Annotated in this window: 13 protein-coding genes; 5 read left to right on the forward strand and 8 right to left on the reverse strand. The window is 69.0% G+C overall.

What is annotated here, in order from left to right; genetic code table 11:
- Positions 1 to 40: 40 nt before the first annotated feature.
- Genes ABD120_RS31010 through ABD120_RS31020 form a run of 3 tightly spaced genes read left to right on the forward strand, consistent with a single transcriptional unit; the run spans position 41 to position 4,425 of the window.
- Positions 41 to 697: a response regulator transcription factor gene (locus ABD120_RS31010; protein WP_343953842.1), complete on the forward strand. Its 657-nt coding sequence runs from the start codon at positions 41 to 43 to the stop codon at positions 695 to 697.
- Positions 698 to 706: 9 nt separating this feature from the next.
- The gene (locus ABD120_RS31015; RefSeq protein WP_343953736.1) at positions 707 to 2,638 is read left to right on the forward strand and encodes an ABC transporter; all 1,932 of its coding nucleotides are present in this window, start codon (positions 707 to 709) and stop codon (positions 2,636 to 2,638) included.
- The gene (locus tag ABD120_RS31020; protein ID WP_343953737.1) at positions 2,635 to 4,425 is read left to right on the forward strand and encodes a P-loop NTPase family protein; all 1,791 of its coding nucleotides are present in this window, start codon (positions 2,635 to 2,637) and stop codon (positions 4,423 to 4,425) included. The genes ABD120_RS31015 and ABD120_RS31020 overlap by 4 nt, the downstream gene beginning before the upstream one ends.
- A gap of 290 nt (positions 4,426 to 4,715) precedes the next feature.
- On the opposite strand, the gene ABD120_RS31025 is transcribed toward ABD120_RS31020, so the two are convergent.
- The 4 genes from ABD120_RS31025 to ABD120_RS31040 all read right to left on the reverse strand — a co-directional run bounded on the left by ABD120_RS31025 (position 4,716) and on the right by ABD120_RS31040 (position 7,314).
- Positions 4,716 to 5,012: a response regulator gene (locus ABD120_RS31025; protein ID WP_343953738.1), complete on the reverse strand. Its 297-nt coding sequence runs from the start codon at positions 5,010 to 5,012 to the stop codon at positions 4,716 to 4,718.
- Positions 5,009 to 5,428 carry a sensor histidine kinase gene (locus ABD120_RS31030; RefSeq protein ID WP_343953739.1) on the reverse strand — a complete coding sequence of 140 codons (420 nt, stop codon included), beginning with the start codon at positions 5,426 to 5,428 and terminating at the stop codon, positions 5,009 to 5,011. Before ABD120_RS31030 ends, ABD120_RS31025 begins: the two co-directional genes overlap by 4 nt.
- Entirely contained in the window at positions 5,412 to 6,281 is an 870-nt protein-coding gene (locus ABD120_RS31035) for a histidine kinase dimerization/phosphoacceptor domain-containing protein (protein ID WP_343953740.1), read from the reverse strand. The genes ABD120_RS31030 and ABD120_RS31035 overlap by 17 nt, the downstream gene beginning before the upstream one ends.
- Before the next feature lie 112 nt (positions 6,282 to 6,393).
- Positions 6,394 to 7,314 carry a tetratricopeptide repeat protein gene (locus tag ABD120_RS31040; protein ID WP_343953741.1) on the reverse strand — a complete coding sequence of 307 codons (921 nt, stop codon included), beginning with the start codon at positions 7,312 to 7,314 and terminating at the stop codon, positions 6,394 to 6,396.
- Positions 7,315 to 8,673: 1,359 nt separating this feature from the next.
- On the opposite strand from ABD120_RS31040, the gene ABD120_RS31045 reads away from it, so the two are divergent.
- Complete coding sequence (locus tag ABD120_RS31045) at positions 8,674 to 9,204, forward strand: VOC family protein (RefSeq protein ID WP_343953742.1); 531 nt, start codon at positions 8,674 to 8,676, stop codon at positions 9,202 to 9,204.
- Between the two features lie 116 nt (positions 9,205 to 9,320).
- Here ABD120_RS31045 and ABD120_RS31050 read toward each other — a convergent pair whose 3' ends face one another.
- The 3 genes from ABD120_RS31050 to ABD120_RS31060 form a co-directional block, all read right to left on the reverse strand.
- On the reverse strand, positions 9,321 to 9,581 hold the full coding sequence (locus ABD120_RS31050; protein WP_343953743.1) for a hypothetical protein: 261 nt from the start codon (positions 9,579 to 9,581) through the stop codon (positions 9,321 to 9,323).
- A complete protein-coding gene (locus ABD120_RS31055; RefSeq protein WP_343953744.1) occupies positions 9,578 to 9,883 on the reverse strand; it encodes a hypothetical protein in 306 nt (101 codons plus the stop codon). Before ABD120_RS31055 ends, ABD120_RS31050 begins: the two co-directional genes overlap by 4 nt.
- A gap of 630 nt (positions 9,884 to 10,513) precedes the next feature.
- The gene (locus ABD120_RS31060) at positions 10,514 to 11,422 is read right to left on the reverse strand and encodes an aminoglycoside phosphotransferase family protein (protein WP_343953745.1); all 909 of its coding nucleotides are present in this window, start codon (positions 11,420 to 11,422) and stop codon (positions 10,514 to 10,516) included.
- Between the two features lie 125 nt (positions 11,423 to 11,547).
- On the opposite strand from ABD120_RS31060, the gene ABD120_RS31065 reads away from it, so the two are divergent.
- Positions 11,548 to 12,273 carry an HAD family hydrolase gene (locus ABD120_RS31065; RefSeq protein ID WP_343953746.1) on the forward strand — a complete coding sequence of 242 codons (726 nt, stop codon included), beginning with the start codon at positions 11,548 to 11,550 and terminating at the stop codon, positions 12,271 to 12,273.
- On the opposite strand, the gene ABD120_RS31070 is transcribed toward ABD120_RS31065, so the two are convergent.
- Positions 12,242 to 13,051, reverse strand: a complete 810-nt coding sequence (locus ABD120_RS31070) for a helix-turn-helix domain-containing protein (protein WP_343953747.1) — start codon at positions 13,049 to 13,051, stop codon at positions 12,242 to 12,244. The two genes, ABD120_RS31065 and ABD120_RS31070, sit on opposite strands and share 32 nt — an antisense overlap.
- Positions 13,052 to 13,217 lie beyond the last annotated feature (166 nt).

A 13,217-nucleotide genomic window follows, 5' to 3' on the forward strand; every position in this document is an offset into this window, starting at 1 on the left:
GCGGCAGCCTGTGCCTGTGAGTACGCCCGAGGCGCTGATCATGGTGGTGGACGACGAGCCCAGCATCAGGGATCTGCTGTCCGAGAGTCTGCGCTATGCCGGATTCGAGGTCCTGACCGCCGCCGACGGCCACGAAGCGGTCGCGGTGGCCGAGCGGGCCGCCCCCGACCTCGTGGTTCTCGACGTGATGCTGCCCGACCTCGACGGCTTCGAGGTCGCCAGGCGCATCTCCGCGCCCGTCCTGTTCCTGACCGCCCGCGACACGCACGACGACAAGATCGCCGGGTTGAGCGTGGGCGACGACTACGTCACCAAGCCGTTCTCCCTGGAGGAGGTGCAGGCGCGCATCCGGGCGGTGCTGCGCCGTACGAGGGGGGAGATCGCCCCGCCCAAGCTGCTCCAGGTCGCGGACCTCCAGCTCGACGAGGAGACCCACGAGGTACGGCGCGGCGGCCAGAGCGTCCACCTGTCGCCGACCGAGTTCAAACTGCTGCACTACTTCATGACCAACGCCGGGCGGGTGCTGTCCAAGGCGCAGATCCTCGACCACGTCTGGAGCTACGACTTCGGCGGCGACACCGGCGTCGTCGAGTCGTACGTCTCCTACCTGCGGCGCAAGATGGACGACGGGGAACCACGACTCATCCATACCCTGCGCAGCGTCGGATACGTGCTCAGGGAGCCGCCTCCGGGCTAGCGTGGTCCCATGGAGCTGCCGCACGCGCTGGAATCGCTGCGCCGCCACCTCGACGGCGAGCTGTTCCCGCTCGCGATCGGCGAGGCGGCGGCCGACCGTGCCGCGCTCGCCGAACTGACCGGTCAACTCGACGACTACCTGCTGCCGAGGCTGCGGGCGCTCGACGCGCCGCTGCTCGCCGTCGTCGGCGGCTCGACCGGCGCGGGCAAGTCCACCCTGGTCAACGCGCTGGCCGGGGCCGATGTCGCCGAGCCGGGAGTCCTGCGGCCGACCACGCTGGTGCCGACGCTGGCCGTCAGCCCCGCCGACCGCGACTGGTTCCTCGGGCAGAACGTGCTGCCCGGCCTCACCCGCGCCACCGGCGACGGGCCCGGCGCGCTGCGCGTCGTCACCGTCGAAGGGCTCGCCCCCGGGCTCGCGCTGCTCGACGCGCCCGACATCGACTCGGTCGTCACCGCCAACCGGCGCCTGGCCGCGCAGCTCCTCGCCGCCGCCGACCTGTGGCTGTTCGTCACGACCGCCGCCCGGTACGCCGACGAGGTGCCGTGGGGCTTCCTCCGCTCGGCCCGCGACCGGAGCACCGCGCTCGCCGTCGTGCTCGACCGGGTGCCGCCGGAGGCGCTGACCGCCGTACGCGCCGACCTGGCCCGGCTGCTGGCGGCCAACGGGCTGTCCGGCACCCGGCTGTTCACCGTCGAGGAGGCCGTGCTGCCCGCCGAGAACGCGCGGCTGCCCGCCGAGGCCGTCCAGCCGATCACCGACTGGCTCGACGCGCTCGCCGCCGACGCCGCCGAGCGCGCCCGCGTCGTCAGGCAGACGCTCTCCGGCGCGCTGACCAGCCTCGCCTCCCGGGTGCCCGACCTGGCGGACGCCGTCGAACGCCAGCGGGACGGCTTCACCGCGCTGCGCTCGATCGTCACCTCCGCCTACGCCGGGGGCATGGCCGACTTCGACGCCGGGATGCGCGACGGCTCCCTCCTGCGCGGCGAGGTCCTCGCCCGATGGCAGGACTTCATCGGCACCGGCGACCTCATGCGCTCCCTTGAGACCCGGGTCGGACGGTTGCGCGATCGGCTCGCCGGGTTCTTCACCGGGCGGGTGCCGTCCACACGGCTGCGGGTGGCGCTGGAGAGCGGAGTGGAGACCCTGGTCAAGGGGGCCGCCGACGGGGCGGCCGAGCGGGCGCTCGACGGCTGGGCCGCCGCGCCGGGCGGCGCCGGGCTGCTCGACCGCGTCGGTGTGGTCGAGGCCGCGCGGCTCGGCCGGGCCTCGCCCATGCTCGCCGAGCGGGCCGCGGACGTCGTGCGGGGGTGGCAGGGGTACGTCCTCGACCTCGTACGGCAGGAGGGCGCGGCCAAGCGCACCACGGCGCGGCTGGCGTCCTTCGGCGTGAACGGGGCCGGGCTGCTGGTGATGCTGGCCGTCTTCGCCTCCACCGGGGGACTGACCGGGATCGAGGTGGGCATCGCGGGCGGGACCAGCGTGTTGTCGCAGAAGCTGCTGGAGGCGATCTTCGGCGACCAGGCGGTGCGGACACTGACCGAGCGGGCCAGGGCGGATCTGCGCGAGCGCGTCCAGCGGCTGCTGGACGACGAGGCCGCGCGGTTCACGGAGCTCTTGGAAGGACTCGAACCGGCGGAGGGCACGGCGGCGGCCTTGCGCTCGTCGGCCGCGCGGATCCAGGGCCACCGAACCGAACTGCCATCTGGCGACGGGCCTTTGTCCGTGTCACCCGGCGATGGGCCTGGGCTTGGGCCTGGGCTTGGGCCTGGGCCTGGGCCTGGGCCTGGGCCTGGGCCTCGGGTCGAGCTCCCGTTGGGAGCGGGGCGTCCTGCCGAGCCACCGCCAGAGGATGGGGCCGGGTCGCCGCCGGAGGATGACGCGGGGCATGAGGGCGAGGGTTCGCCGGGAAGCGGTTCGGGGGAGCGTGAGGACGGGTGAAGCTGCTACGGCGTAAGGAAGGGCCGCCGCTGGACGAGCGGATCGCCGCGCTGCTGGAGGCGGCCGAACTGGGGGAGGGGCGGCTGCCGGAGGAGGCGATCTCGCGGGCGCGGGAGGTGGCCGCGCGGGCGGGCGCGCGCCGGAGCCTGTCGGCTGACCACACCGCCGTCGCCCTGGCCGGGGCCACGGGCAGCGGCAAGTCGTCGCTGTTCAACGTGCTCTCCGGGACGTCACTGGCGGTCGTCGGCGTCACCCGTCCGACGACCTCGACCGCCCAGGCCGCGCTGTGGGACGGCGACGGCGCCGGGCCGCTGCTCGACTGGCTCAAGATCCCCACCCGCCACGCGGTCACCACAGGCACTCCCGCCGTACCCGCTTCGGCGCCTGCTGCGCCCACCGCACCCGCGCCCGCGCCTGCACCTCCACCTGCGCCTTGCGCGCCTGCACCCGCGCTCGCGCCTTCCGTGACTGATTCGTCCGCCGCACCCACTCCCGCGCCTCCGCCTGCGCCCGCGTCCGCGGAGGTGGGGGTGTCTGGGGGTGATCTGGGTGGGTTGGTGTTGCTGGATCTGCCCGACCACGACTCCATCGAGTTGTCGCACCGGCTGGAGGTCGATCGGCTGGTGGAGGTGGTCGATCTGCTGGTGTGGGTGCTCGACCCGCAGAAGTACGCCGACGCGCTGGTCCACGAGCGGTACCTGCGGGCGCTGGCCAGGCACCGCGACGTCATGGTGGTCGTCCTCAACCAGATCGACCGCTTGCCCGGACCCGCCGTCACGCGATGCCTGGACGATCTGCGGCGGCTGCTCGACGACGACGGGCTGGCCGGGGTCCCGGTGATCGGGGTCTCCGCCAGGACCGGGGCGGGGGTCGCCGACCTGCGGGACCTGCTGGCCGAACGGGTGGCGGCCCGCCGGTCATGGGCCGCCCGGCTGGCCGCCGACGTGGCCACCGCCGCCGACGCGCTGGACCGGGGCGAGGGGACGGTGACCGTACCGGGGAAGGGGGTCGAGAACCTCCTGACCAGGGCGCTGGCGGACGCGGCCGGGGTGCCGCTCGTCGTGGAAGCCGTCGCCAAGGCGCACCGGCACCGGGCCGTCGTCGCCACGGGGTGGCCGGTGACCCGGTGGATCCGCCGCCTGCGGCCCGACCCGCTGCGGCGGCTGCGCATCGGCGAGAGCCCCGGAGGAGATCGACCCGGCGGCGCAGTCGTCGCGCGGACGTCGGTGCCCGAGGCGTCTGCCGTACAGCGGGCCCAGGTGGACACGGCGATCAGGGACGTCGGCGAGGCGGCCGCGCAGGGGCTGCCGCCCACGTGGGCGGCCTCGGTACGGCAGACGGCGCGCTCACGCGCGGACACACTCACCGACACCCTGGACAGGGCGGTCGCCACGACCTCCGTCGGCGCCACCCGGCGGCCACGCTGGTGGGCCGCGGTCGGGGCCGTGCAGTGGGTGGTGCTGGCCACGGCGCTGGCCGGCGCGGGCTGGCTGGCCGGGTTGTTCGCCTTCGACTACCTGCGACTGCCCGGCCCGCCGACGCCGACGCTGCGGGAGATCCCCTGGCCGACGGCACTGCTGGTCGGCGGGGCTCTGGCGGGCGTGCTGGTGGCGTTGCTGTCGCGGCTGGCGGCCTGGATCGGCGGACGCAGGAGGGCCCGGCGCACACAGAAGGCGCTGCGAGCGGCCGTCGCCGAGGTCGCGAGGGCCGACGTCCTCGACCCGGTGACGGCAGAGATCACCAGATACACGGACTTCACCGCCGCGCTGAAGCGGGCCAGAGACTAGCGGGGTGTCGCCCGGTTCTGGTCGGGCGTACAGGCCCGGCTTCTGGTCGGGCCCGCGCCGGTCATCCCTGGAATCGAGCTCTACCCTCCTGGGTTGAGCCGGAGGTCCTTCTCACGCCAGAGGCGGCGGCCGTACACGACTGGAAACGTGAATGGGGTGAAACGTGCACTCATCACCACCACCCTGGCCCTCACCCTGGCCGGATGCGGCTCCACCCCGCCACAGCGCCTGACGATTCCGAAGCCGACGGGCCCGCATCCCGTGGGGACCGTCTCCGTCCACCTGGTCGATCAGTCCCGCCCGGACCCCTGGAACGGCTCCGGCAGGAAGCGGGAGCTGATGGTCAGCCTGTGGTACCCGGCCCGGGACGTGCAGGGCCACCCGGTCGCCTCGATCCCGTCGAGGCCGGGCATGCGGACATCCATGAGCACCAGGTCGGGCCGGAGGCCGCGGGCCAGTTCCACGGCCTGCTCTCCCGTCCCGGCCGCGCCGACGGTCGCCAGGTCGGGGGCGGTGTCGATCAGCCTGCACAGCCCCGCGCGCAGCAACGCCTGGTCCTCGGCGACCAGCACCGTGAACGTGCTCACCCCTTCTCCTCTCCGGAGCCGCCCGGCAACGGCAGCCTCGCGCGTACGGCGAAGCCGCCTCCGGGCTCCGGTCCCGCCGAGAACGTCCCGCCGTACAGGCTGACCCGCTCCTCCAGCCCGACCAGCCCATGACCACCCTCGCGGCTGCCGTCCACCAACCTGCGCCCCGCCTGTGGCGCACCTGCGTGACCGTCGTCGACGACCTCGACCACCAGCTCGCGTTCCGCCCCGGTGCCGACGGTCACCCGGCATCGGGCAGGGCCGGCGTGTTTGAGCACATTGGTCAGCGACTCCTGCACGAGTCGATAGACGACGAGCGCCGCCTCGTCGCCGAGCGCGAGACCGGGCTCGACGTCGAATTCCACCCGCACGTCGCCGACCGGAACCGCCGCGACCAGCTCACGCAGCGACTCCACGATGTATGGCGAAGCGTCCCGATCCACCCGGTAGGGGCGAGCGTTCTGGTCCACCGCGTACGGCGAAGCGTCCCGATCTTCTGCTCGAACCGACGATCGCGCACGCCAGGAGTCCACCGCGTACGGCGGACCGTCCCCTGGGACGTCGCGGAGCAGACCGAGGAGGCTGCGCAGGTCCACCAGCGCCTTGCGGCTGGTCTCCTATGATCGACAGTGCCTCACCGGCTTCCTCGGGGTGCGTGGCGGCGACGTGGTTGGCGATCCCGGCCCGCATGGAGATCAGCCCCATGCTGTGGGCGACCACGTCGTGCACGTCACGGGCCATACGCAGCCGTTCCGCCGTGGCCGCGGCCTGCGCCGACCGGGCGACGGCCTGCGCGGCGTACGCGCGCTGCTCCCGTACGGCCAGCCCGATCGTCCACGCCAGAGCGAGCGCCAGCCAGGCGAACCCGCCCGCCGACACCGCCTCCGTCCACGAGGGCGAGACGATCGCGGCACCGGAGGCGGTCACCGCCAGCGCGGCCACCAGCGCCGCCACCGCCGTACGGCGTGCTTCCAGCAGCGCCACCGCGTGCAGCGCGACCGCCAACGGCACGAACGCCTCCTCCCACCCGGCGAACGCCGCGACCACCGCCGCCACCAGAACCAGCGCGCAGACCGCCACCGGCCACCGCCGCCGCCCCGCAAGCGGCAGACAGGCCAGCACGATCACCGGCACGGCACGGACGGACTCCGGCCCCAGCACCGCCGACACCGAGAACCCGGCGGCCAGGGCAGTGGCCGCGAACGCGTCGACGGCGACCCAGTGCCCAGGCCGCAGCCTACGCGCGACCAGGGGACGCCCTTCGACCATGCGCCCACCCTAAACGCGCAAACCACAGCCGCCTCGTCCACGGTCTCACCGAGCCGATGCCGAGGCCGTTGAAACGCGTTGATCGCCCTGGTGAAAGTCTTGATGATGGACGTCAAGAGATGGGCAGTCGGGGCGAGACTACCGACAAGTGTTGCCGGGCCTCTCTGACCTCGCGGATGTGCTGCCATTTGGCTGACTCGTGAAGAATTTCCACAACCCGCTTGTTCACCCGTGCCGACGATACGAACGGTACCGCTCTTGTGAGCAGCGCAATGCGGTCTGTGGTGAGGTCGGGGTCGGCGGCACGTATAGCCGCCTGTACCTGACGACCGAGATACTGGGCGCGAAAGAGCGGTGAGTATTCTCCGATATCGTCTGCTGCCCGCTGAAGAAGCGTGCCGGCCTCGCCGTAGCGGCCGAGCCGGCTCAGACCTATGGCGACGTCGCCGACGATGGCCGCCTCCGCGAAAGGCGACAAGCCGCCGACGTTCAACGCAGTGTCCAGGGCGTCTCTCGCCGCCCTGTTGTTTCCCGGTATCCCGGCGAGTGAGCGACCGAGCCGCATGGCGAGTGATGCCGCTCTGCTCGGTGGCAGGTCGGGGATCGCCAGCCCTCGACGGGCATACACAATGGCTCTCGCGGCATCACCACGATAGTGAGCGATACGGCTGAGGCTCTCTATCGCACGAGCTTCGGCACGGGTGTCATCGGCGCGGTGCGCAAGTTCCAGAGAAAGAACCCCTGCCCGTTCGGCATGTGCGAGCTGCCCGGCGTCGTAGAGGGCCAGTGCGGCTTGATACGCCAGCTCAGAAACGGCCTGTTGGAGCCGGCTCCCGTCAACGTCGTCGATGTTGCCATAGTGTTTGATGTGTTCGAGGGCGCGGGAGACGAGCGGTATACCGCCGAATTCGTAGCGATTACGTGCAAGGCTCTCGGCCAAAACGCCAACGTAATCGTGGTCGAGGTACGGATTCTTGTTGGTGGAAGGCAAGAACACAGAAGCGGCGGCTGCCAAAAACTCCCGGCGTTCCACAGGCTCCTCCGTTGCTGGAGACATCCGAACCTCCCAGCCAACGCGAGCAAGCAGGGCCGCTGCCCTGGCGGTCGTCGTGTCCTTCTGGCCTGGACACCTGACTGACCCAGGTCTGGGACACTCCTAGCTCCCGAGCCAAGCTAGCTTGCGTCCATCCCCGCTGCACCATGATCGCTTTGAGGGCGTCTGGAAGGCTGCGCACGTCCATGATCTGAGCGTATAGCTAAGGGCAATCTCTCCCCATATCTCTATTGCTCTAAGCAATGCCCTTGCTGGTGCTGGGAGAAACCGTCAGTGACCATGGTCGCTCCACGACAACACCGCGTCTGGGGTCTGCAGAGCGGTTGGAGGGTGATGATGGCAACAGGAGAAGCGAGAGGAATTCCCCGAGCTGGCAGCGAGATGCGGCCGGACCATAAGCCTCAGGCCATGATCTGCCGACAAGCTGGTGTAATGCCCGAATCAGACTCTTCGAACAACTCGGACAAGAGCGCCTCAGTCCGGTACGTCTCAGAACGCACGGCAGCCCAGCAGGTCGACATCCTCATGCGGTTGGATGCTCGGCTCAACGAGCAGCATATCCGTACCCGTTTCGGGTCCAATTGCTACAAACTCACCCTGCGCAGACAGGGCCAAGCTGGCGTCGTGAGCGAGTTGACTGTGTCCGCGCCGAAGCTGCATGTCTTCGCTTCTCAGGGCCAGCGGATCGCAACAGTCGGCGTATGTTCTCGATGCAACGGGTACCTCCTGGATGCCGGGCTCGGCGTTCTCCCGGATCCCGGGAGTGTCACGCTCGTCGGTGACGTGGCCACGTTCTGTGGGAGGCCGTTGTGAGCGGCCTCGACCTCTCGGTGGTGCCCGCGCAGCGGCTGGGTAGCCAGGAACCGGTTGAGCCTCAGAAGGGCAGGTGCGGGGAAGACGACTGTCCGACCCCGCCTTCTGCGAGGGCATACCGGGTGGAGTGGGCGTTCGAGGGCAATATGTGGGTGCGGCGTTTCGGGAGGTTGCCTCGGGTTGCGCGGGTGAGTTGCCGGTGTCGGCCGGTGGAGTTCGAGTTGCTTGCCCTCGGTGGTTTGTATTGGATCCGGCGCTTTGAGCGGACGGGTGATGGTCTTGTGGTCCGTGTCAGCCCTCAGGCTGCGAACCGCTGGGTGGGTGAGTTGTGGAGCCTGATCATGTCCGGAGAGGCGTGGTGAGCGTCCCGCTTGTAAGGACCGCTCCTCATCGGTGAGGTCTCACACGCCATGCCCGATGGCCTACCAGGAGTGTCGACCATGCCGCAGAAAATTCCTGTGATTCAGGCTCTGGGTCCCCGCATCGCGGAGGGAAACTGACCGCAATCATCTCTAGCCTCGCGGCATGGAGATGATTAAGCAAGATCCCGAACCCCAGGGCGAGAACACCGTCAACGGATTCGTCGTCGTTGACGGATGCGCGTCTTTCATCGACTTCCTCGTCGCTGTCTTCGATGCGACTGAGCGGGAGGAAGCCCACACCCCTGACTTCTATGCCGGAGACGGAACGCTGATCCACGCCGAGGTCAAAATCGGCAACTCGCTGCTCATGGTCGCCGACCGTAAGGCCGACTGGCCGTTCACCCCGGCCCTGACCCAGGTGTACGTCGCCGACCCCGAGGAGACCATGCGCAGAGCGGTCGCACGCGGTGCGACCGTCGTGACTCCGGCAGCTCCCTTCTACGGCGGGTACGGCATCGCCCGGTTCCTCGACCCTTGGCGCAACCTGTGGTGGCTGTTCTTCCCGGAGGCGGAAACCAGTCCGGCGGCAGGGGAGGAGTCGAGCTGGGAGGAGTCCGCTGAACCCGGCCCCGTGTACACGACGCTGCTTGAGACGATGGTCACGCTGGCCGACCCCCGTGCTGCCACCGGATGACTTGACCGGCGGGTGAGATCTTCTGCTGCGGGACGGAAGGCACGCTCCCGAACCGTCCGAGATCGGACCTCGGCCCGGCTCGCCGTTCGACCTGAGGGCGGAGCAGGGCCGAGGGGTTACAGCGCCTTGTCCGGCCGGTGCCGCAGAATGAGCACATCGACCACATCGTCGTACACGCCGGCCACCAACAGCAGGTGAGCGGTGAACACGTGATAGATCCCGGGCGCGTCCGGGTCCGGGACGGCCGCCTCGGGCGGGATGGGCCCGACCAGCAGTGGCCGGAGTGCGTCCAGAACCTCGTCCTGCAGCTCCGCCGTCAGGGCACCCATCGTCCACTCCGGTGCCTGCCGCCACCGCAGGCGGCGCACCGCGCTCACGCGGGCTTGGCGCGAAAGTGCTCGCGCGCCCGCTCCAGCAGTTCCTCGGCCGTGTCGGCCTCGAACTCGACCCCGACCTCGCCCACGTGACCGGCCAGTGTCCGGGCGTGCTGGTCCAGCGCGTAGGCCCGGTCGTCTGGGCTCAGGCCCTGCCACAGCAGGCGCCGATAGTCGTCGATGCCGATCAGCACGCTCTCCACCTCACCCTGCCGGGTGAACGCGGTATGGGTGTGCGCGTACTTCGCTCGTGTGGACGCCTCACCCAGATGGTGGCGGCCTTCGGTCAACGACATTCGATCCATGCTCAGAATGTACATTCTGAGCATGGCCCGGTGTCGGCCCAACGCAAGATCCCTCCCAAGCACGGCGATGTCTCCAGGTCTTGCGCTGATCATCTGGCAGTGTCTCCCGAACCTGGTCGCCTACCCGGGCGACGACACACTCACGCTCGTGGCCGGTGACTCCTGGGCCGAAGTCGGGCTCTGTGAACCGACCCTCGTCAACCACGGGGGACCGCGTGACCTCTGGGCCGTTGTCGAGGATGCCCGCAACCGCTGGGAGGCAGCGGGCCGACCCGGTATCGAGAGGTTCGGGATCACGGTCGAACCTGATCGGCAATGGGTCTGGCTGGACTCGCCGGTAGGCGCCGTGACCTGTTAGATCTCCGGGGGGCGGCCGTTGAGGAGGGTGGTCAGGAGGGGGGAGCAGGGGGTGTTGTTCCGAACTCATAGCGATTACGTGCAAGGCTCTCGGCCAAAACGCTGACGTATTCGTGGTCGCGGTGTGGATTCTTGCCGGTTGAAGGCAAGAACACAGAAGCGGCGGCTGCCAAAAACTCCCGGCGTTCCACAGGCTCCTCCGTTGCTGGAGACATCCGAACCACCCAGCCAAGCCCCACTCCATCACTCTACGCAGACAGGGCCACGCAGGCGTCATAAGCGAGTTGACTGTGACCGCGCCGTCTCTGCTGGGGGAGGGCTCCAGCGGACTGCCGAGTCGCACTTTCGTAGCGAGTCGACTCGGCGGGCCAGTTCTTCCCACGAGAAGTCCTTGGCCGATGCCGTACGTATGTAGGGGCTGAGGCCGCTGAGTTCGCGGATGGCGACCAAGAGGTCCAGGCAGGACCATTCTCGGATGTCCCAGCCGTACGCGTGGGCGAACTCGTCGAGTTGCGCGGTCGAAACGCGGCCGAATCGCCGGTGCATGTAGTGGATCTGCATGAGGTCCCATTCGCGCGGCCCGACCGCGACGTGATCCCAATCGCCGAGGATCACCCGACCGGATGATTCCCTCATCAGGTTGTTGGGATGCGCGTCGCCGTGGATCAGGCTCGGTGGGTGCGGGAACTCCAGCTCATCCCATGTCCGACGCAACGCGGCGATCCGGTGCGCCAGCCAGTCGCGGTGTTCCCGGGACACGGCTTCGCAGGCGGTCTCGACGGCTCGGGCGACGCTGCCCAACGGGTCCGTCAACCGATCGACGCCGACAGGGGACGCCTGCGCGTGCAGGCGGCGCAGGATCTCCCCCATCTCCCCAGCGCCCGGAACCGGCGTGGGCTCCGCTTCGACGTACTGCCAGAAGGACACGACATGGCCGTGGACCACGAGGGGCTGACCGCCGACCTCAGCGGGGACGACGCACGGAAAACTGCGTTCCGCGAGCCACTGGGTCACTCTCACGGAAGCCGCGACCCGGCGCAGCGCGTCGGGGTTGGTCGCGATACGGACCACCAGTTTCTTGCCGGGAAGCACGAACAGCGCATTGCTGTGCAGTCGCAGCAGTTCGGCGCCCGCCGCGGGAACGTTCAGACGTTTTCCTGCCTCGTCGAGAACGGCCCTCATCCTCCCCAGCAGATTGCTACTCGCCATGATCTCTCTCTCCGCCTGGGTGGCTCCGAGGCCGAATGAACGGCTTCTCCGCATTGTGATGACTACGATGTGTGCTCTGCGGAAGAACGGAGACTCCTGTGGACGCCGCCGTACCTGCTGTTCTGGTGTTGTGGGATGTTGACCACACGCTCATCGAGAACTCGGGGGTGAGCAAAGAAACCTATGCTGGGGCGTTTGAGCTGCTCACTGGGCGATCGGCAGAGCACCGGGCGGAGACTGACGGCCGTACCGATATCGAGATCATGACGAATCTCCTCGCCCGGCACGAGGTCGCGGCCACCTCGTCGCACTTGGCGAAGTTGCCTGAGGCCCTCGAAGCCTCACTTGCCGCGCGCCGTGAGCGTCTGCGTGAGCGGGGGTACGGGTTGCCCGGCGCTCGGGAGGCGATCGCCGCGCTCAGTGGGGTTCCAGGGGTCATCCAGTCTGTCCTGACCGGCAACATCCGACCCAACGCGTTCGTCAAGGTCGAGGCGTTCGAGCTTCATCACGGGCTCGACTTCGAGGTCGGCGGCTATGGATCCGACGACATCGTGCGCGCCAACCTGGTGGAGGTCGCCAGGAAACGAGCCCGCGCCAAATACGGCGTGGATCTTCAGCCGTCGACGACGATCCTGATCGGCGACACCGTCCGCGACGTCCAGGCGGCACTGGGCGGCGGCGCCGTCGCTATCGGGGTGGCCACCGGGCCGAACACGGTGGAGGAACTACTGGCTGAGGGGGCCGAGACAGCCCTTGCTGATCTGGTCGACACGGCGGCTCTCGTGCGCGCGGTCACTGCGATTCAAGCTCAGGCTGCCGCGTAGCGTCGTCCGACAGTCGACTCTGCCGCTGCCGGTGGAAAGCCGACTCCTGGACTGGGCAGGCGGATTCCCACACTCGCTCGAAGCTGCGGATATAGGTATCGAAGAAGTCTCCTCCATCGACCCGTCGCAGATGCAGGATCGGCGCGATGTACCCGTAGGTGCCGTAGATGTGCTGGTTGATCAGCATCTCGTCGTCATAGCGGAAGATCGAGTTGTACAAGGACGTCCGGTGCAGTCGGAACTCGATGCCGGGTACGCCGATCAGGGGGCTGTAGTAGGCCAGCGCCATTCGTATCCTGCCGGGGATCGCCTCGTAGAGCCGCTCTTCTGCACCACGAAGAGCCATCTCGGGCGTGTCTGGATCGCCCATCATGATCCGGACCGAGAGGCCGGCTGCGGCCTTGTCCACAATCATGGCGATGGACTCCGGGTTGTCCTCGGGTAGGAAGAGGCTCGCGTTGGCGAACAGCCACACATGGCTGGAGGCTCGGCTGAGGAGATCACGCCAGAGGTGGCGGGGAGTGGCTGAGCGGTGCGGATACAGGCGTACGATCTCCGCTTCCGAGGCGGTGGGCGGATCTGCCGCCAGTTCAGGCCAGAGGTAGGCAAGAGGGGCGTTCAGGGCTTGCGCTGCTTGATGAGCTGTGGCTCGGCGGGGCGTCACGTCCCGGGTGATCCAGCGCTGGACGCTTTTGGGGTCGATTCCCAGGTGCCTGGCCAGTGCTTCTTCGGTGAAGGGGCTGGCGAGTAGAGCAGCGCGCAGACGTTCATTGGCCATGAGGGCAATCCCACAGGGGCGTTTGGGGACGTTGGCGGGTTCAGCGTAGGACCCGCCAACGTCCCCCCGCAAGCTCTGGTGACGTCCTGCCGTTCAGTGTTCGATCACTGCCATACGACTTCATCAGTCCGAGAAGACTGGAGGCTGGCAGTGGAGGACGCACACA

The sequence above is a fragment of the Nonomuraea longicatena genome (assembly GCF_039525605.1).
GTDB classification, from domain to species: Bacteria; Actinomycetota; Actinomycetes; order Streptosporangiales; family Streptosporangiaceae; genus Nonomuraea; species Nonomuraea longicatena.